Raw genomic sequence first — 17,301 nt, forward strand, 5'->3', positions numbered from 1 at the left:
AAGGATTTTTTGGGAGACGTTGCATGACTGATCGGACAATCTTTGTAGCCGGGGCGACAGGCGATACCGGCGGAGCGGCTACAGATGCGCTACTAGATGCGGGTGAGCGAGTGCGAACATTGGTCCGGAAGGAGGATGACCGGTCCGAGCGGCTAAAGGCGCGGGGTGTCGAGGTGGTCGTTGGAAATCTTTCGGATATCGACGACGTCTGCGTTGCGCTTGAAGGAATCTATTCGGCCTATTTTGTGTTCCCTATCGAGGCAGGTGGCGTCTCGGCCACCGCCTACTTTGCGCAGGCTGCGCGCGAGACGGGAATCCGTGCAATCGTCAACATGTCACAGATTTCCGCGCGTCGCGAGGCGAAGAGCCACGCCGCACGCGACCACTGGATTTCCGAGAGGATCTTTGACTGGTCTGGCACGCCGGTCACACATGTTCGCCCTACCTTCTTCGCGCAATGGCTGACCTATCCCGGACAGGTGGCGAGCATCAAGAAGGATGGTGTGCTGCAACTTCCCTTTGGTGAGGGGCGACACGCGCCTATTGCGGCGGAAGACCAAGGTCGTGTTATTGCCGCTATCCTCAGAAACCCTGTCCCGCATTCAGGAAAGATATATCCGCTGCATGGCCCCGTAGAGATGAATCACCACGAGATTGCTGCGGAGATGAGCAAAGCCTTGGGGCGCGAAGTGACATATCGGCCGATCGACCTCGAACTGTTCAAGAAGCGCTTGGACAGCGATGCAAAGTTCAGCGACACGTTCTCGCAGCACCTGATGTCTGTCGCAGTCGATTATCAGAATGGCGTGTTCGCAGGAACGAATACGTTTGTTGTGGACCTCACTGGAACGGCTCCTATGACGGTGGAGGCTTTTATTCGACGGCACGCGTCTCTGTTTAACTAACTAAACCGACCGACTGGAGTGGAAGGAGCGGTACACATTCGCAGTTTCACAATGGCGGGGCGCATCTGGTCTGGGCGGATGGTCCGCCGGGCATCAATCGTTGCTGATCCATTGTCAGCAGTCCCGCATGAAGCGGACGGTCAAGGCATGCGCCGCAATTGTCCCCTGTGGGTCGACCTGAGCCGGTCGTGATCGGGCTCGGTTCGGCCATCTCCGGTCATTCGCCCACGGGCTCAGGGGACGCTCGAGCGTCGGCACCGCACGAGGTAGCGCACCTTGGCGCAGGGAACCTGTCAACCCGTCGGTTTCCGGACGCCGTGGGCGATGCTGCAGATAGAGGCGGGACTGGTGCCAGCACCATATCAACACCAACAACCCCGCCGACAAGAGATAGTCCGCCTCCGTCATGCAGAAACTTTTCCGTCCGCATGCATCGCAGACGGCATCGCGGGTCCTCTCGGCAAGGCGATCCTGCAACATCATTGCGGCTATTTGTCGATGGCGTGCAGCACGTCACGCGCGTTCACAACTTTTTCGACCGGACGAATGGAATAGTCGCGCGTGTTATTCGTTGCACACCATTCGCTTTTATCTAGCCAGTTCAGTCATTGCAATTGCACGGAGTCGCGCACGAAATAACCCCTTCGTCGCGGGAATAAACGCCGGGTCCTCCTCGTTCTATGACCGTTACGGTCTTTGAATCGAACAAGGGGTATGGTCATGAAATCTCTTATCGAAACGTTCTGCCTCCTGGCATGCGGAGCGGCCATTGCCACTCTCGTATCATGCGGCGGCGCCGGTTCCAATAATTCAACCCCACCTATGCGGTCGTCGTTCACTGTGACGCCCCTTGTATCGGATGGCGTGGTGTCTAGCGCGCACACTGACGCTAACCTGAAAAACCCATGGGGCGTCGCCTTCAATCCGAAAGGCTTTGTTTGGGTGGCGGACAACGGCACCAATGTTGCGACGCTCTATGACGGCAACGGCCTGCCGCAATCGCTGGTCGTCACGATACCCGATGGCAAGAACGGTTCAGCTTCGCCCACGGGCATCGTCTTCAACAGCACACAAAGCTTCACCGTCACGGAAAACGGCAAGTCCGGTGTCGCTGCCTTCATCTTCGCGGGCGAAGGCGGCACCATCACTGCCTGGGCGCCCACCGTCGGACCGACCAATGCGTTCGTGATGTACGACGACGGAACGGGCGGCGCCGTGTACAAGGGTCTCGCGCTCGCCACGGTGAACGGTAACAACTTCCTTTACGCGACGGACTTCCATAACAACAAGATCGATATCTTCGATACGAGCTTCACCAAGGTCGCGATGCCGGGCGCCTTCACGGACCCGGCGATTCCGGCCGGCTTCGCGCCGTTCGGAATTCAGGCGATCGGCTCGAATCTTTTCGTCACTTACGCGATGCAGGATGCGGCGAGGCACGACGATGTCGCGGGTGCGGGACTCGGCATGGTCGATGTGTACGACACAGCGGGCAACCTGAAGCAGCGCTTCGCGACGGGCGGACCGCTGAACGCGCCGTGGGGTATAGCGCAAGCACCCGGTAGCTTCGGTTCGATGAGCGGCGCGATACTGATCGGCAATTTCGGCGACGGCACGATCAACGCGTTCAATGCATCGAGCGGCCAGTCGATGGGGCCGCTTAATGGACCGAACGGTGGTCCGATCGTCGAACATGGCGTGTGGGGCATCGCGTTCGGTAACGACCTCAACAATCAGCCTTCCAATACGCTGTTCCTGGCGGCGGGGCCGAACGACGAAGCCAATGGCGTCTACGGACGAATTGATTTGAATACGACGTCGAGCTCTGGAACGAATGCGGGCTCGGGTGCGAGCACTGGCACAAGCACGAGCGGAGGAACGAGCGTCGGGATGTAGCACTGACCGCGCAATAGACAGTGGCCGTTCTCGATGCGGGAGCGACCCCAACTTTTTGCGAGGGGACGCGCCTGAGACCTGGCTACGCTACGGGGCAGGCGCGACGCGACTGGCGGTTCGATCGCTAACGGGTTGATATTCCAGTGTGGGATGCTTTCGCGTCGACCAGCCATTCGGCTCACTGGCTCATGCCGTGGAGCTGGACGGCGTCCGAACGGCGAGCGTTCGCTACGGCCGTTGACCCGCTTGTAATCTACTCGCGACGAACGTCCGCTTTACTTTGCGAAGAGCCGCAGATGTGTCGACGCGCCGGGATTCCCCTTTGGGTCGCGACGTGCCGATCGCCGAAGCCACCCGCGAATCATTGATCAAATAGTGGATAGCCTAGGGATCTGCAGGCCTCGACGAAGGCCCGGAAGACGATAGTGTTCATGGCACTGTCCCATTCGGCAGGGTGCTGGTCCATGTAGCGAGTGACGATGGCGAGCATTTGATCAGCCTGCATATCAGTGGTGCAGTGGCCAAGGCATGGGGTACCGAAAGTCGCCAAGGATATTGCCGCCGGCAACGGCCACGAGCATCGAAATATGGCGACGCCCGCCGCTGCAATGCCGGGCATCTACTGGCGCAACGTGGCGCTTGCCAGCGAGCGCTATGCGATGCTCGATGACAGCACGGCGGTTATGCCGTTTGCCGTGGCCCCTGATCGAGCAACGCCTCGAGCAGCAGATCGCCGCGACGGTGCGCGAGGGAGATCGGGATGCAGGGGGGCTGTCAGTCAACGGACCGCTCTCTGGACCAGAGGCATTGCATCCTCCGTATTCGGTGAGTGCCGCTGGCTGCAGTAGCAATAACCGGTTAGCGTCGCAGTCCGGACCTCAAGCCTGCAATGATCCGAGCAGCGTCCTTCGCAGGCGGCAATCCGAACGCCCGAGCATATTCGCGACTGAACTGGGTGGGACTCTCGTAGCCGACTTCATGCGCCGCTGTAGTGACACTGTGGCCGGCGGTGATGAGGCGTGTGCGCGCCTGAAGCAGGCGAATCTGTTTCTGATACTGCAGTGGGCTGAGCGCGGTCACAGCTTTGAAATGACGGTGAAACGCCGACACGCTCATCGCCGCCTCTTCGGCGAGTTCGTGCATCCGCAGGGGGAGCGCGTAATCCCGGCGGATACGCTGGATGATTCGATTGATTCGCGACAGTGCGGTATCCGGCGTGGCAATGTCATGCAACATCCAGCCCATCGGCCCCTGCAGTACACGGTAGAGAATCTCGCGTTCATAGGCCGGTGCCAGCGCGGGAATATCGGCAGGATGCGTCATCAAACGTAGCATGCGGACCCATGCATCCAGGAGGTCCGCTGTCACTGCGGCGACCGAAAACCCCGCGTTTCCGCGAACCGGCCCGGCAGCGTTTGGCAGGTCCGAGAGCAAGCCGGCAATCAGTGCCGGGTTGAGGGTCAGGCTCACCGCCAGATATGGGGCACCCGATTCGCTGCTGCGCACGATGCCGGCGGCAGGAAGATCGACGGACATGACGAAATACGTGGCGGGATCGTAGTGCAGGGTTTGACCTCCGACTGTCATGGATTTGCAGCCTTGAAGGATCAGGTTGACCATGGGTTCATAGACAGCTGCCAGCTCGTGCTCCGGCACGGCCCCCCGCACCATCGCCACGCGGGGGATGCCTGTCTCGGTCCGACGGTTCTGCGCGTGGGCGGCCAACTTCCGAAGTTCGCTTAATTGTTCTTCCATACCTCCATTGGACTTCGAATCTTGCCTTGGGACAAGCAAAAAGCAGAAATAGGCAGGATTGAGGGAGGATCAGGCGAGCCGCGAAAGCGGCAGAGACCTATCGTATCGCCATTGAACTTCAATGGAGCCACACATGGACATCGTCGTTATCACGGGAGGCAGTCGCGGCATAGGCGCCAGTACCGCCCTCGAATGCGCACAGCGCGGACTGGGGACCATCCTCACCTACAACCGCAACCCGGATGCCGCGCAGGGCGTGGTTCGCCAGATCGAAGATGCAAGCGGCAAGGCCGTCGCCCTGCCGCTGGACGTCGCCGACGTCAGCAGCTTTCCTGCTTTCCGTAACGCGGTGGAGCAGGTGCTGGCATCCACTTGGGGGGCGACTCGACTGGCTGGCCTGGTCAACAACGCCGGCTACGGGCTTTACAACCCCATTGAAACCGTCACTGAGTCCGAGTTCAACGGGCTCATGAATGTGCATCTGAAAGGCCCTTTCTTCCTTACCCAAACGTTGCTGCCGTTGCTGCGCAATGGAGCGAGCATCGTCAACCTGACCAGTGCGACCACTCGGGTGGCCACTGCGGGCGTTGCGCCCTATGCGACTTTCAAGGGCGGCCTGGAAGTACTGACGCGTTATATGGCCAAGGAGTTCAGCGAACGCGGCATCCGGGTCAACTCAGTATCGCCTGGCCCCATTCGGACGGAACTCGGCGGAGGTCTGAACGCTGAGTTCGAAGCGCTGCTTAGCTCGCAGACCGCCCTCGGGCGCGTAGGCGAACCGGAAGACGTCGCACGCGCGATTGCTTCGCTGCTGACTGAGGATGGCGGCTGGATCAATGCCCAGAACATCGAAGTCGCCGGCGGTTACGTCATTTGAGAGGGCAAACCGATGAATGATCACGTCTTCCCCACTGTCTGCAACACCGACCGCGCGAAGGCTTCTACGAGGCATTGGAGATCGGCGCGGCAGATATCCATGCCCCCCGGGCCGCAGCTTCACGCCGCCCCGCGCTACTACGCCGCTCAGATCAGGGACATGGATGGCTGCACCCTGGAATTCGTCTACAAAAGCTGACAGCACGGAGATTGATGCGATGAGCGAGCAGACAGACAAGCTGTGCAAGGCCGCGGACACCTTGATCGCGGCAACCAATGCGTTCGACATTGAAAGCGCGCTTCCCCTTTTTGCCCCGGATGCGGTAATTGACGATTCGTCCACAGGCCATCGTTTCGACGGGCATGCCGGCATTCGGCGCTATATCGAGCAATACTTTATCGGCTATCACACCGTGACCCGCTTGCTGTCCATCGAGCGCCTCGGCAACAGCCGTGCTCGCGTTCGCGTCGATTTTACTGGGGACTTTGGCCACGAGATCGGCCTTCTGGAAATATCCGTCAACTCCTACGGGTTGATCGAACGCATTGATGCCGATCTCGATTGAGCGAAGCGTGGACTAACGACCGCCGCACAATCGAAAGCAATCACATGTTGGACGATGTGCTGAAGGACCGAGATGGGTCGAACTGAGCCGACCGTCGCCGGCCCCACTTCGGACAGGAATCGTCGGTCGACACTGCGACTCAGATCACAGAAAATTATTGCGAATATGCAGTGCCACGCCCATCGATCTGGACCTTGGAAGAGATATCAGCTACGACAATCTAAGCTCCCTGCGCCAAGCGATTGCGACAGCGCAACGCGACGCATCCGCTGACAGCGGCGCATCAGTTTCTCGCCAAGCGAAAAGAAGTGATTGTTGGACGAGTCAATCTTGGCGGCGTCACACGCCCTTACTTTAACAAGGCGTCGCACGGATATCGAATCGGCGAGCGCTTAAGTGACGTTTGTGGCGCATCTTTGAATGCCCACTATCCAGGTTTTCCAATGACGGCCCGGGGCACCGCTATGCCAATCGCATGAGCCCCACGCGGCCATTAAGCGTCTATCGCAGAATGATTCGGCCGCACATTCCACCGTCAGCGGCAACCGGAAAGCGGCCGCCCGCCGCGCAATGCATTGCTCCCTTTGTTACGTTTTCGCGACAGTCTCTTTTTTCCTTTCATCAGTTTGCAGGAGATGCTTTATCCTCCGGCGCGCAGTAATAAATAAACCATCCAAAAGATACTCAGGGACACTGAATTAAAGATGAAGAACATCACCTTCAAGGCAACGGTTACCGCTGTTGCCGCCCTCGCCGCATCCCCGGCAGCAATGGCACAGTCGTCGGTCACCCTGTACGGCATGCTAGACGCAGGTCTCAGCTACACCTCGAACGTTAACGGCCACTCGGACTACGCCCTCGTTGGCGGTGCCTCAGGTTCGAACAAGTGGGGCCTCCTGGGTCAGGAAGACCTCGGCGGCGGCCTCAAGGCGGTCTTCAAGCTCGAAAATGGTTTCAACATTGCGACCGGCGGCATCGGCGGCCAGGGCCCCATTGGCTCCTCGCGTTCGCTGTTCAATCGCCAGGCCTACGTAGGCCTCGCTTCGAACCAGTACGGTACCCTCCGCCTCGGTCGCCAGATCGATGCCGTGACGGAAATGGTTCAAGGCCTGACGGGCGACGCCATTTCGGCTTCGACATTCTCGACCCCGGGCGACGTGGACAACAACGACAACACGACGAACCAGAACAACGCCATCAAGTACATTTCGCCGGTTTTCTACGGCTTCCAGGCTGAAGGCGCGTACTCGTTCGGCGGCGTTGCCGGTGCTACGGGTTCGGGTCAATCATGGTCGGTGGCTACGGACTACGCTCAAGGCGGTCTGACGGTCGCCGGCGGCTACTTCCATGCGGCAAACCAGGGTGCGAACGGCTGGCAGAACGCAACGGCACAACCGTCGTTCGGTGGTGCGCTGGGCTATCCGAGCTCGGGTTACTACGGTGGCAATGCGTTCAAGAGCGCGGGCATCGCTCAAATCGCCGGCCAATACGAGTTTGGTCCGTACACGGCCGGCCTGCGCTACTCGAACGCGCAATACCAGGGTAACGATGGCCAACAGTCGATCCACTTCAACGTAGTGGGCGCCCTTCTGCAGTACCAGGCAACCCCGGCACTGTCGCTGGCTGCCGGGTACACGTACGTCTACGGTTCGGCAGCCACGCAGGCGCAAGCCGCCAAGGGCCGCACGATGGCTTCGATCAACCAGGCGTCGCTGGGTACTACGTACGCACTGTCGAAGCTCACCTCGGTATACGCGATGGCTGCCTACGTTCATGCTCAGGGTGCTCAGGCTTCGGCCGCGGACTTCGGCAATACTGCATCGGGCGGCAACCAGGTTCAAGCCAACGTTGGCATCTACCACCGGTTCTAATCGCAGGCTCAGAAGCCTGGGGTAGTGAACGCACTACCCCAGACAAGAAATCCCGGTAGTGAATTGCACCCCAAAAGTTGGACATTGGTCCGATCTTTGGGGTGTTTTTCATGGGCAACGAACGCTGCATTGTCCCAATTCGAATTAGCCGTATTGGGACAGGTCATGAACAGAAGCGCCCTTTGGCCACAGCCGTATGGCCGCTCGCGTACCGATGTCGCATGCCGCCTCTTCCGCCGGAACGGTCGCTCAGCAGCCACGGCTGCGAAGGTGATTACGAACGTCCGCCGTGCCCGTCAGGCGGAGTCGACTATTGGATTGCCTTCTTCCAGGATCGGAAGAGATCTAATAGCACCCTCGCTGGCGTCGGCAGGATGCCCTTTCGGTGCCAGACGGCGCCGACGTCCATGGTCGGGATCGGAATGCTCAGATCACGCCTCATAATCCGGTTCCCTTCGAGCGACCACGGACGATAGACGAGATCCGAAAGAATCGTGACGCCCAACCCGAGCGCGACCATGCTTCGCACGGCTTCGATCGACTTGCTCTGTATACGCACCTGCGGTTCGAGGCCGTACTTTCCCCAATACTTGCGAACAGTGCGGACATGCTCGTCCATATCGAGCAAAAGGTAGTCCTCCTGTGCAATATCCTCTAGCGTGACCTGCTGTGCATCTTGCAACGGGTGATCCGGATGCGTCCAAAGCCGGCGCACGGAGCGCAGAATCGTTTCATATTTCAGCTCGTCCACGTCGGCCGTATTGGACACAAGCATTAGACCGATATCCAGCTGATTATCGACGAGGCGTTGTTCGATAACCTCGCGCGCGTCTTCGATCACCTCGACGCTCAGGTGCTCGAAGCGCTGCGCGACGGTAGCCAGCATTGACGGCATCAGGTAAGCCGAGACGGTTTCCGTGACGCCGACCCGAACGTGGCCCGAAATCTGTTCAGGTTCCTCCTGGGCCGCGACTACAGCGCGCCCGATGGACACATTCGCGCTCTGCACATGCCGAAGAAATCGCTCGCCGGCCCGGGTCAGCCGGACGCCCCTCGCGTGGCGCTGCAGCAGCGGCACCCCCACGGTGTCTTCGAGATTCTTCAGCGCGATCGTCATCGACGACTGCGAAACGGCGCAAAGATTGGCGGACCTGGAGATCTGGCCGGTATCGGCCACCGAGATGAAGTACTCGATCTGGCGAAGCGTGATGTGTGTGGCCACGTTGGCGTACTCCGCTGAGAGGTGGCGCCGTGCAATCGGGCGGTGCGAACCGGCGACCATACGAGGTATTGAAAAATTATATATCGCGAGGCCTGAAATATGAATTAGGCAGGGCAATTTCGGCTGCATAGCATCCCGTCATGAAAGAAAACCGTGGAACGATGATGGAGACGCAGGAGAAGAAGGGGTACTGCACGTTATGCCGGTCAAGATGCGGCACGATCAACACGGTCCGCGGCGACATGTTGCTGAAGGTGCGCCCCGACACTACACACCCGACCGGCAACGCGATGTGCATGAAAGGCAAGGCCGCGCCGGAACTCGTACACAGCCCCGGCCGGGTGTTGTATCCCATGCGCCGCACGGCCCCAAAAGGCGCGGCCGACCCGCGCTGGAAACGGATCAGCTGGGATGAGGCGCTTGACGAGATCGCGACCACGCTCGCGCACGTCAAACGGGAAAACGGCGCCGAATCAGTGGTGTTCGGTGTGACCACCCCGAGCGGTACGCCGATGAGCGACAGCATCGACTGGGTGGAGCGATTCGTCTGGTCGTTCGGAAGTCCGAATATCTGCTACGCAACCGAGATCTGCAACTGGCACAAGGATTTCGCACATGTGTTCACGTTCGGTTGCGGCATGCCAACGGCCGATTACCGGAATTCCGACGTCATCGTGCTTTGGGGTACGAATCCAGCCAACACGTGGCTGGCCCAGGCGGACAGCATTGCAGCGGGTCGTCGCAACGGCGCCAGGCTGATTGTCGTGGACCCGAGACCCACGGCGCTCGCGCGCGAAGCGGATGTCTGGCTGCGCGTGCAGCCAGGCACGGACGGCGCGCTTGCCATGGGCATCGCCCGGCAAATGATCGCGACGGGAAATATCGACGATACATTTATCCGCGCGTGGGCGAATGGCGCGTTCCTGGTTCGTCGTGATAGCGGGCATTTTTTGCGCGAACGCGACATCGATCCGGAGTCGTCGAACAATCGATATGCGGTCTGGAATGGCGCGCTCAATCGACTCGAACTCGTCGGCGAAGAGGCGCGCACGTCGTCGTCCGATCTGTCGATTTCAGGCTCGCATCAGATTTCCGTATTCGACCTGACGGGTCGCGTAATAGAGGTCACGTGTACGCCCGCTTTCGAGTTGTACTGCAGTGCGCTGTCCGATTACACGCCCGAACACGTGAGCAAAATCACCGGTGTCGATGCCTCGGCGATCGAAATCGTGGCGGCGATGCTCAGCCCACGCCAGCGCATCGCCTATCACGCGTGGTCCGGCGTGGGACAACACACGAACGCGACGCAAACAGAGCGGGCGATCGCTACGCTGTATGCACTGACAGGCGCATTCGATACGCGGGGTTCAAATCGCGAGTTGCCGAAACAGCCGGCAAACCCCCTGAGCAACTACGCCATGCTGAGTCCTCAGCAACGAACAAAGGCACTCGGACTTGACGAGCGACCGCTCGGCCCGCCCGCCCAGGGATGGGTGACCGCACGCGATGTTTATCGGGCGATTCTCGAGGCCAAGCCTTACCGGGTGCGCGCGCTTGTCGCGTTCGGCACCAACATGGTGATGTCGCAAGCAGACTGTGCATTGGCGCACGACGCGCTGTGCGCGCTGGATTTTCATGTCCATTGCGACCTGTTCGAAACGCCTTCCGCCCGCTATGCGGATATCCTCCTCCCGGTCAACACGCCCTGGGAACGGGAAGGACTGCGTCTCGGCTTCGAGATCAATGAGCGGGCCGTCGAATTGGTCCAGTTGCGGCAGCGGATGGTGACGCCCCGCGGGGAGAGTCGGGCAGACTACGACATCGTGCTGGATCTGGCGGTCAGGCTCGGGATGGGGGATCAATTCTTCGGTGGCGACGTCGAGAAAGGATGGAACCATGTTCTCGAACCGCTGGGCCTGGACGTCGCGACCCTGCGTTCACATCCCGAGGGCATTTACCGCCCGCTCAGGCAGCAGGAAAAGCAATACGCCTGCACGACGCCGAATGGCCCGCGAGGCTTTGCGACCGAAACGCGCCGCGTCGAGTTCTATTCGGAGAAGCTGCATCGGTACGGCTATCCGGCGGTACCGCAGTATGTACCGCCGAGCCGCGGAGAAGGAGCACGCGCAGCAGGCCGTCAACGCTTTCCGTATACGCTCACTTCCGTCAAGAACGGCTATTACTGCCACAGCCAGCATCGTGGCCTGCCAAGCCTTCGTCGCCGTGCCCCGTATCCCGTCGCGGAACTGAGCGCCGATCTGGCAGCCATCAAGGGCATTGCCGACGGCGACTGGATACGTGTCGCCAGTACCAGCGGCACCGCGCGATTTCGTGCGCGAGTGGTCCCCGAACTCGCGCCGGATGTCGTAGTCGCGGAGTACGGCTGGTGGCAGGCGTGCGACGAGATCGGCATGGAATCGTCGACGGCCCTGGGAAGCACAAACAGTAACTACAACAGCATCGTGTCCGCCGCCAGCGTCGATCCGCTGAGCGGTTCATCGCCGCTTCGTGCCGTGCCGTGCGACGTCACGCTCGACCCGTCGGTCGATCCCGCGCGACGGGCATGGCAAGGATTCCGGGACTTTGTCGTGTCGGCCGTACACGGAGAAGCCGAAGGCGTTCGCACGGTAACGTTCAGCGCCGCCGACGGCGGACCGCTCCCCGACTATCTGCCCGGACAGCATGTAACGATCCAAATTCCGGAATTGTGCGAAGGGGGAACGACGCGTGCCTATTCGCTCACTGGCCATGCGATTGAAAACGATCGCCGGACATACTCGATCTCCGTGCGCCATCAGCGGGGCCGAAGTGCCGATGGCGAGCAGTTCGAGGGCGTCATGTCCTCGTATATTCATCGTGAGTTGGCAGTCGGACACAGGGTCTTGCTGCAAGCCCCCAGCGGCACCTTCATCGTACCGCCGACATCGAAGCGACCGGTCGTCATATTCGCGGGTGGGATCGGAATAACGCCCTTCATTTCGTGGCTGGAAACGATCGGACGGTTGGGCACACAAGCGCCCGAATCTCAGCTTTTTTACGCGAATCTCAATAGCTCGGCTCATGCATTCCGGAATCGAATTGCGCAATTGCAGCATGCATTGCCAACGCTCAAGGTCGTAAATTGCTATAACCAGCCGCGCGACGAAGTACTCGGACGCGACTTCGAGATGCAGGGCTACCTCACTGCGGACGTCGTGGACGACGCATTGATACAGCGCCGCGCGCGATTCTATTTATGCGGCCCGGAGCCGATGATGAACGCCATCACAGCGGGCCTCGTCGAGCGTGGCGTACCGCCGTTCGATATCTTCAGCGAGGCCTTTCGGTCTCCTTCAAAACCGGCCCTCGATCCATCACAGCGCTTTGCCGTCGAATTCCGGCGGTCGCGGATCAAGGCTGAATGGGCACCCGAACGGGGAAGCCTGCTCAGCTTCGGCGAGAGCCTCGGCATCAGCATGCCCAGCGGCTGCCGGGTCGGGCAATGCGAGAGCTGTGCCGTCAAGGTCCTGGCGGGCAAGGTGTCGCATATGACAGGGCATGGGCCGGACCAAGCCGATATGTGCCTCGCCTGCCAGGCGATCCCGGCCACCGATATTTCCATTGAAGCGTGAACGACTCACGAGGAGCAAATCGAGCATGAAATTTTTCGACACCCCGGCGATACGCGAGGCGCTGGACTTCGCCACGCTGATTCCGTCGCTGAAGAAGGCGTTCATCAAGGGGTGCGAGGTTCCACTCCGACACTCGCACACGATCAATTGCGGCGACGGCAACACCGGCACCGTATTGATCATGCCGGCGTGGGAAGCAGACCGATATCTCGGCATCAAGACCGTGAACATTTTCCCGGCTAACCAGCGCCGCGGAATGCCCGGCTTGCACTCGACTTACGTGCTGTACGACGCCGGCACGGGTGAGCCGCTCGCGCAGATGGACGGCAATGAAATCACCTCACGCCGGACCGCCGCCGCCTCGGCACTCGCGGCCACCCTTCTGGCGCGCGGCGACTCCTCGCACATGGTGCTGTTGGGCGCCGGACGCGTGGGCAGCCTGGTGCCGGCAGCGTATCGAAGCCAGTTGCCAATCACGCATGTCGAGGTCTGGGACATCTATCCGGAGTCAGCCGCGCGACTCGTGGAGCAACTGCGAGGCGAAGGTTTCAATGCGGCAGTGGTCTCCAGTCTGCCGGACAGTGTGGCGCGCGCGGATGTCGTGAGCTGCGCGACGCTCGCCACCGAGCCGATCGTACGCGGCGCGTGGCTGAAACCGGGAACGCATCTCGATCTTATCGGAAGCTTCACGCCGCAGATGCGCGAGGCTGACGACGATTGTTTCCGCAACGCACGCGTGTTTGTCGATACGGACGAGGCACTGCGGAAGTCCGGCGATCTGATTGGGCCGTTGTCGCGCAACGTGATTTCGCTGGCGGACCTGAACGGTACGCTCGCCGCCTTGTGCCGGGGCGACGTCGGCGGGCGCTTCGACGGCAGCGAGCGCACGGTATTCAAAGCGGTGGGGACCGCACTCGAAGACTTGGCTGCGGCGACGCAGGTTTATGAAAAGCATGTTTAATCACTCGAAGCGTCGGAGACCATGATGAAGGAATTGAACCGTCAGCAAGACCTGCCAGCCTCGACAGCCGACGCTGCCGTCGGGCTCGAGCGTATGGCCGCAGCCGTGACCCGTTGGTCGGAAAAGTGGTTTCCCGACGCATACCTATTCGCGGCGATCGCGGTTGTCGTCGTCGCGGTCGGCGCCTTGGCGGCAGGCGCGCCTGTACAACGTGTGGGCATTGCCTTCGGAGATGGATTCTGGAGCCTGATTCCCTTTACGATGCAGATGGCGATCGTGGCCATCTCAGGCTACGTGGTCGCGGTCTCTCCGCCTGCCGCGAAATTGATCGCGTGGCTTGCCCGCCTACCGTCGAACGGCAAGTCCGCGGTGGCATTCGTCGCGCTGGTCAGCATTTCGGCGTCGCTTTTCAACTGGGCGATCAGCCTGATCTTTAGCGGCCTGCTGGTTCGTGCGCTCGCTCGTCGTACCGGGCTCCGTATGGACTACCGGGCAGCGGGTGCCGCCGCCTATCTCGGCATGGGCGCGACCTGGGCGCTGGGATTGAGTTCATCGGCATCGCAATTGCAGGCGAATCCGGACAGTTTGCCGAAAGCGCTGCTGGCGATCACCGGTGTCATTCCGTTCTCCGAGACGATTTTTCTGCCCCAGTCGTTACTGATCGTCGCCGCTCTGACCGTGGTATCGCTTTTGATCGCGTATCTCTCCGCGCCCGGCGCGGAGCGCGCCAAAACCGCGCAGTCTCTGGGCATCTCGCTGGATGAGGCGGAACTCGACGTCGCCGCGCCTTCACGCCCCGGCGACTGGCTCGAGTACAGCCCATTGATCACAATCCTGATCGTCGCACTCGGCTCGGTTTGGGCATGGCACGAATTCACCACGAAAAATCCGGTGTTGGCCATCTCCAACCTCAATACCTACAACTTCGTGTTCCTGCTGGCCGGGATGTTGTTGAACTGGCGCCCCCGCCGCTTCCTGAACGCGGTGGCGAAATCGGTGCCGTCTGTGGCCGGCGTGTTGATCCAGTTTCCTCTCTATGGGGGCATTGCGTACATGCTGACGAAAGCCTCCGCGCTGTCGGGACTACCGTTGGCCGATCATCTTTCTCATTTCTTCGTCACCGTGTCGTCGCATGCGTCGTTTCCGGCGCTGATGGGCATCTACTCTGCCGTCCTTGGATTCTTCGTGCCGTCGGGCGGCGGGAAATGGATCATCGAAGCACCGTACGTGATCGCGGCCGCGAAGGAACTCCAGGTTCATCTGGGCTGGGCGGTCACCGTCTACAACGCGGCGGAGGCATTGCCGAATCTGATCAACCCTTTCTGGATGCTGCCGTTGCTCGGCGTGCTGGGATTGCGGGCTCGTGACGTGGTGGGCTTCACGTTCACCCAGTTCATCGTGCATCTCCCGCTCGTGATCTTCTTGCTGTGGATTCTTGCGGGGACGCTGACCTTCCATCCCCCCGTCATGCCTTGATCCGCCTGTGACGCCAGCCTGGTGCAGCAGGTTAAAAGCCGGCGGATAGCTACCGCACGCCCCAACCTGCCGCTTCCGACACAGCTTGCTCAGCCCGCGTCCAGATCACGTCCCCCGGTTTCTTCAAGCATCGACACGGCAATCAACGAAACGATCACGCAGCCGATCATGTACCACGCCGGCGCCATCGTGTTGCCGGTCGCCTTGATGAGCCATGCGACGACCAGTTGCGAGGTCCCGCCGAAGACCGACACCGCAACCGCATAGGCGCTCGCCAGATAACCGGCGCGGACATGTTTCGGGAAATTCTCGGGCATCAGGGAATACGCCGGCGCCAATCCCATGGTGTAGAAAGTCATCAGCAGTACGATCAGACCGAACACGACCGGCAGCGCCGGAAAAGCCGATGCGGCGCGCCAGTATCTGGACGCCGGAAAACTGGTTCCCATAGAAATCGACCATGCGATCGCCCGCGAATTCGGCAGCCAGGTCACACGCCGGGTTGGCAGGCGTCTGTCACCCGCGGCCGAGTTCCTGTGGACCAGGCTCGTCAAAGCGTTGCAGCGGCGTCAGGGGTAGTTTGCATAAACCTCGCGCGACCTGATCGATCGAGCGCCGGCTCTGGCTCACATGAGAATCGCCCGAGCAGCGCTGCGAAAGGTAGCCGGCGCTTCGTGTTTCGGGCTTAACCCTTGAATGAACCACGCCGTTTTTTGCTCAACGTTCAGTCGTAGCGGCGATGTTTGTGATGGCGCTTGCCCGGGCGGTAGCCACGGGAATAGTCGTCCGCGTACGAATTGGACCGCGACATGTTCCCGCCGAGCGCCGAGCCCGCGCCGCCACCCACGGCCGCGCCGACGAGGCCACCGGTGCGGCCGCCCATCGCATTGCCCGCCGCTGTGCCGGCACCGCCCCCGAGCGCGCCGCCGATGATGGCGCCCGTGCGTTCCCTGCGGTTTGACGTGACTGCGCCGCCGGCGCCGCCGCCAACTGCTCCGCCAATGACGGAACCCGTGCTGCCGCCTATTGCGCCGCCCAGTGCAGCGCCGGCTACGCCGCCGAGCGCGCCGCCAAGGGCATTGTTCATATCGCCGGCTACCGCCGGTAACGACACGGCAGTGGTAAGCGCTGCAATGGCAAAAATCTGGAGGATTTTCTTCGACATAAAAGGTCTTTGGTTTTTGGGACGGCGCCGAGTATAACCGCCTCGCGAAAGGTTTTTGTAACCCGGCGGTTAGGATCCCGGTAAGAGGTGTAACAAAATGATGAGCGCGCACAATCCACGCGATGGCGAGCGGAACGTCCCGTTAGCGCGCGGCCGCGGATACTTGATTCCAGGTATAGCCAGCACCCGGCGACTGGAATACCGTCGTGAATCCATGCCACTATTGCCGCTGCCGCCGGTTGAGCGTTGCCGGCCGTTCCGGCAATCCCCCCACCGGTTCTTCCCCTCTACGCGGCCCTATGGCGCAACCATCGTCCGATACTTTCGAATCCGTGCTGCCCGGCCCGCTCCTGATCGTCGAGGACGAGCCACCGATGCAGGCCCGGCTGCGCGCGATTCTCGCGACCCTCGGTTACACGGACGACATCCTGTCATTCGCTGGCAGCATTGCCGAAGCCTACGCGCTGCTGGCCAACCAGCCGTTCGCGCTCGCGCTGATCGACGTCGGCCTGCCTGACGGCAACGGCATCGATCTCATACGTGCGTTGCATGGGCAGGATGAGGCGTTGCCGCTTCTGGTAATCTCCGCCTGGAGCACCGAGCAGGTGATCGTGACCGCGCTCCAGGCGGGCGCAACCGGCTACCTGCTCAAGGAGCGGGACGACGTTGAAATCGCGATGTCGATCCGCAGCGCACTGCGCGGCGGCGCGCCCATCGACCCATTCGTTGCCAGACGCATTCTCGATCTGACCGGTCTCGCGAGGCGCGCCAGCGCAACCAGCGCGAAGCCGCCAACGCGCTCGCCGCTCAGTCCGAGAGAAATCGAAATCCTGGTGCTGGTCAACAAAGGGCTCACCAATCGCGAGATTTCCGATGTGCTATCCCTGTCCAGGCTAACGGTCGAATGTCACGTCAAGAACATCTACAAGAAACTGGCGGTCAACTCTCGCACTCAGGCCGTGTTCGAAGCGCGCACGCATGGCTTGTTGCCCTGATC

At 60.8% G+C, this 17,301-nt stretch carries 13 protein-coding genes; 9 read left to right on the plus strand and 4 right to left on the minus strand.

The window, feature by feature from the left end; genetic code table 11:
• The first annotated feature begins 23 nt into the window (after positions 1–23).
• Together HWX91_RS24845 and HWX91_RS24850 are read left to right on the plus strand one after the other, a co-directional pair.
• Positions 24–905 carry an NmrA family NAD(P)-binding protein gene (locus HWX91_RS24845; protein ID WP_028195217.1) on the plus strand — a complete coding sequence of 294 codons (882 nt, stop codon included), beginning with the start codon at positions 24–26 and terminating at the stop codon, positions 903–905.
• A gap of 720 nt (positions 906–1,625) precedes the next feature.
• Positions 1,626–2,801: a TIGR03118 family protein gene (locus tag HWX91_RS24850; protein ID WP_028195218.1), complete on the plus strand. Its 1,176-nt coding sequence runs from the start codon at positions 1,626–1,628 to the stop codon at positions 2,799–2,801.
• 858 nt (positions 2,802–3,659) lie between these two features.
• Here the strand turns inward: HWX91_RS24850 and HWX91_RS24855 are convergent.
• Positions 3,660–4,556 carry an AraC family transcriptional regulator gene (locus HWX91_RS24855; protein WP_028195220.1) on the minus strand — a complete coding sequence of 299 codons (897 nt, stop codon included), beginning with the start codon at positions 4,554–4,556 and terminating at the stop codon, positions 3,660–3,662.
• Between the two features lie 133 nt (positions 4,557–4,689).
• On the opposite strand from HWX91_RS24855, the gene HWX91_RS24860 reads away from it, so the two are divergent.
• The 3 genes from HWX91_RS24860 to HWX91_RS24870 all read left to right on the plus strand — a co-directional run bounded on the left by HWX91_RS24860 (position 4,690) and on the right by HWX91_RS24870 (position 7,869).
• Complete coding sequence (locus tag HWX91_RS24860) at positions 4,690–5,433, plus strand: SDR family NAD(P)-dependent oxidoreductase (RefSeq protein WP_028195221.1); 744 nt, start codon at positions 4,690–4,692, stop codon at positions 5,431–5,433.
• A 217-nt stretch (positions 5,434–5,650) separates the two neighbouring features.
• Positions 5,651–5,998 carry a nuclear transport factor 2 family protein gene (locus HWX91_RS24865; RefSeq protein WP_127837990.1) on the plus strand — a complete coding sequence of 116 codons (348 nt, stop codon included), beginning with the start codon at positions 5,651–5,653 and terminating at the stop codon, positions 5,996–5,998.
• A 704-nt stretch (positions 5,999–6,702) separates the two neighbouring features.
• Positions 6,703–7,869, plus strand: a complete 1,167-nt coding sequence (locus HWX91_RS24870) for a porin (protein ID WP_028195224.1) — start codon at positions 6,703–6,705, stop codon at positions 7,867–7,869.
• A 310-nt stretch (positions 7,870–8,179) separates the two neighbouring features.
• Here HWX91_RS24870 and HWX91_RS24875 read toward each other — a convergent pair whose 3' ends face one another.
• Positions 8,180–9,091: a LysR family transcriptional regulator gene (locus tag HWX91_RS24875; protein ID WP_028195225.1), complete on the minus strand. Its 912-nt coding sequence runs from the start codon at positions 9,089–9,091 to the stop codon at positions 8,180–8,182.
• A 164-nt stretch (positions 9,092–9,255) separates the two neighbouring features.
• Between HWX91_RS24875 and HWX91_RS24880 the strand changes: the two genes are divergently transcribed.
• Genes HWX91_RS24880 through HWX91_RS24890 form a run of 3 tightly spaced genes read left to right on the plus strand, consistent with a single transcriptional unit; the run spans position 9,256 to position 15,139 of the window.
• A complete protein-coding gene (locus HWX91_RS24880; protein ID WP_028195226.1) occupies positions 9,256–12,702 on the plus strand; it encodes a molybdopterin-dependent oxidoreductase in 3,447 nt (1,148 codons plus the stop codon).
• 25 nt (positions 12,703–12,727) lie between these two features.
• Positions 12,728–13,663 (plus strand): bifunctional Delta(1)-pyrroline-2-carboxylate/Delta(1)-piperideine-2-carboxylate reductase, encoded by a 936-nt coding sequence (lhpI, locus tag HWX91_RS24885; RefSeq protein ID WP_028195227.1) that lies wholly within the window; start codon positions 12,728–12,730, stop codon positions 13,661–13,663.
• Positions 13,664–13,687: 24 nt separating this feature from the next.
• Positions 13,688–15,139, plus strand: a complete 1,452-nt coding sequence (locus HWX91_RS24890; RefSeq protein ID WP_028195228.1) for a short-chain fatty acid transporter — start codon at positions 13,688–13,690, stop codon at positions 15,137–15,139.
• An 89-nt stretch (positions 15,140–15,228) separates the two neighbouring features.
• Here HWX91_RS24890 and HWX91_RS24895 read toward each other — a convergent pair whose 3' ends face one another.
• On the minus strand, positions 15,229–15,588 hold the full coding sequence (locus HWX91_RS24895; RefSeq protein WP_052719789.1) for an MFS transporter: 360 nt from the start codon (positions 15,586–15,588) through the stop codon (positions 15,229–15,231).
• Positions 15,589–15,863: 275 nt separating this feature from the next.
• A complete protein-coding gene (locus HWX91_RS24900; RefSeq protein ID WP_028195230.1) occupies positions 15,864–16,304 on the minus strand; it encodes a hypothetical protein in 441 nt (146 codons plus the stop codon).
• Positions 16,305–16,603: 299 nt separating this feature from the next.
• Between HWX91_RS24900 and HWX91_RS24905 the strand changes: the two genes are divergently transcribed.
• Complete coding sequence (locus tag HWX91_RS24905; protein ID WP_028195231.1) at positions 16,604–17,299, plus strand: response regulator transcription factor; 696 nt, start codon at positions 16,604–16,606, stop codon at positions 17,297–17,299.
• Positions 17,300–17,301: the final 2 nt, after the last annotated feature.

The sequence above is a fragment of the Paraburkholderia fungorum genome (assembly GCF_902833645.1).
GTDB lineage: Bacteria > Pseudomonadota > Gammaproteobacteria > Burkholderiales > Burkholderiaceae > Paraburkholderia > Paraburkholderia fungorum.

Bases quoted from the DNA above. Each gene is read 5' to 3' on its own strand.
- HWX91_RS24845 (WP_028195217.1), top strand. From the start codon at position 24: ATGACTGATCGGACAATCTTTGTAGCCGGGGCGACAGGCGATACCGGC.
- HWX91_RS24850 (WP_028195218.1), top strand. From the start codon at position 1,626: ATGAAATCTCTTATCGAAACGTTCTGCCTCCTGGCATGCGGAGCGGCC.
- HWX91_RS24855 (WP_028195220.1), bottom strand. From the start codon at position 4,556: ATGGAAGAACAATTAAGCGAACTTCGGAAGTTGGCCGCCCACGCGCAG.
- HWX91_RS24860 (WP_028195221.1), top strand. From the start codon at position 4,690: ATGGACATCGTCGTTATCACGGGAGGCAGTCGCGGCATAGGCGCCAGT.
- HWX91_RS24865 (WP_127837990.1), top strand. From the start codon at position 5,651: ATGAGCGAGCAGACAGACAAGCTGTGCAAGGCCGCGGACACCTTGATC.
- HWX91_RS24870 (WP_028195224.1), top strand. From the start codon at position 6,703: ATGAAGAACATCACCTTCAAGGCAACGGTTACCGCTGTTGCCGCCCTC.
- HWX91_RS24880 (WP_028195226.1), top strand. From the start codon at position 9,256: ATGGAGACGCAGGAGAAGAAGGGGTACTGCACGTTATGCCGGTCAAGA.
- lhpI (WP_028195227.1), top strand. From the start codon at position 12,728: ATGAAATTTTTCGACACCCCGGCGATACGCGAGGCGCTGGACTTCGCC.
- HWX91_RS24890 (WP_028195228.1), top strand. From the start codon at position 13,688: ATGAAGGAATTGAACCGTCAGCAAGACCTGCCAGCCTCGACAGCCGAC.
- HWX91_RS24895 (WP_052719789.1), bottom strand. From the start codon at position 15,588: ATGGGAACCAGTTTTCCGGCGTCCAGATACTGGCGCGCCGCATCGGCT.
- HWX91_RS24900 (WP_028195230.1), bottom strand. From the start codon at position 16,304: ATGTCGAAGAAAATCCTCCAGATTTTTGCCATTGCAGCGCTTACCACT.
- HWX91_RS24905 (WP_028195231.1), top strand. From the start codon at position 16,604: ATGGCGCAACCATCGTCCGATACTTTCGAATCCGTGCTGCCCGGCCCG.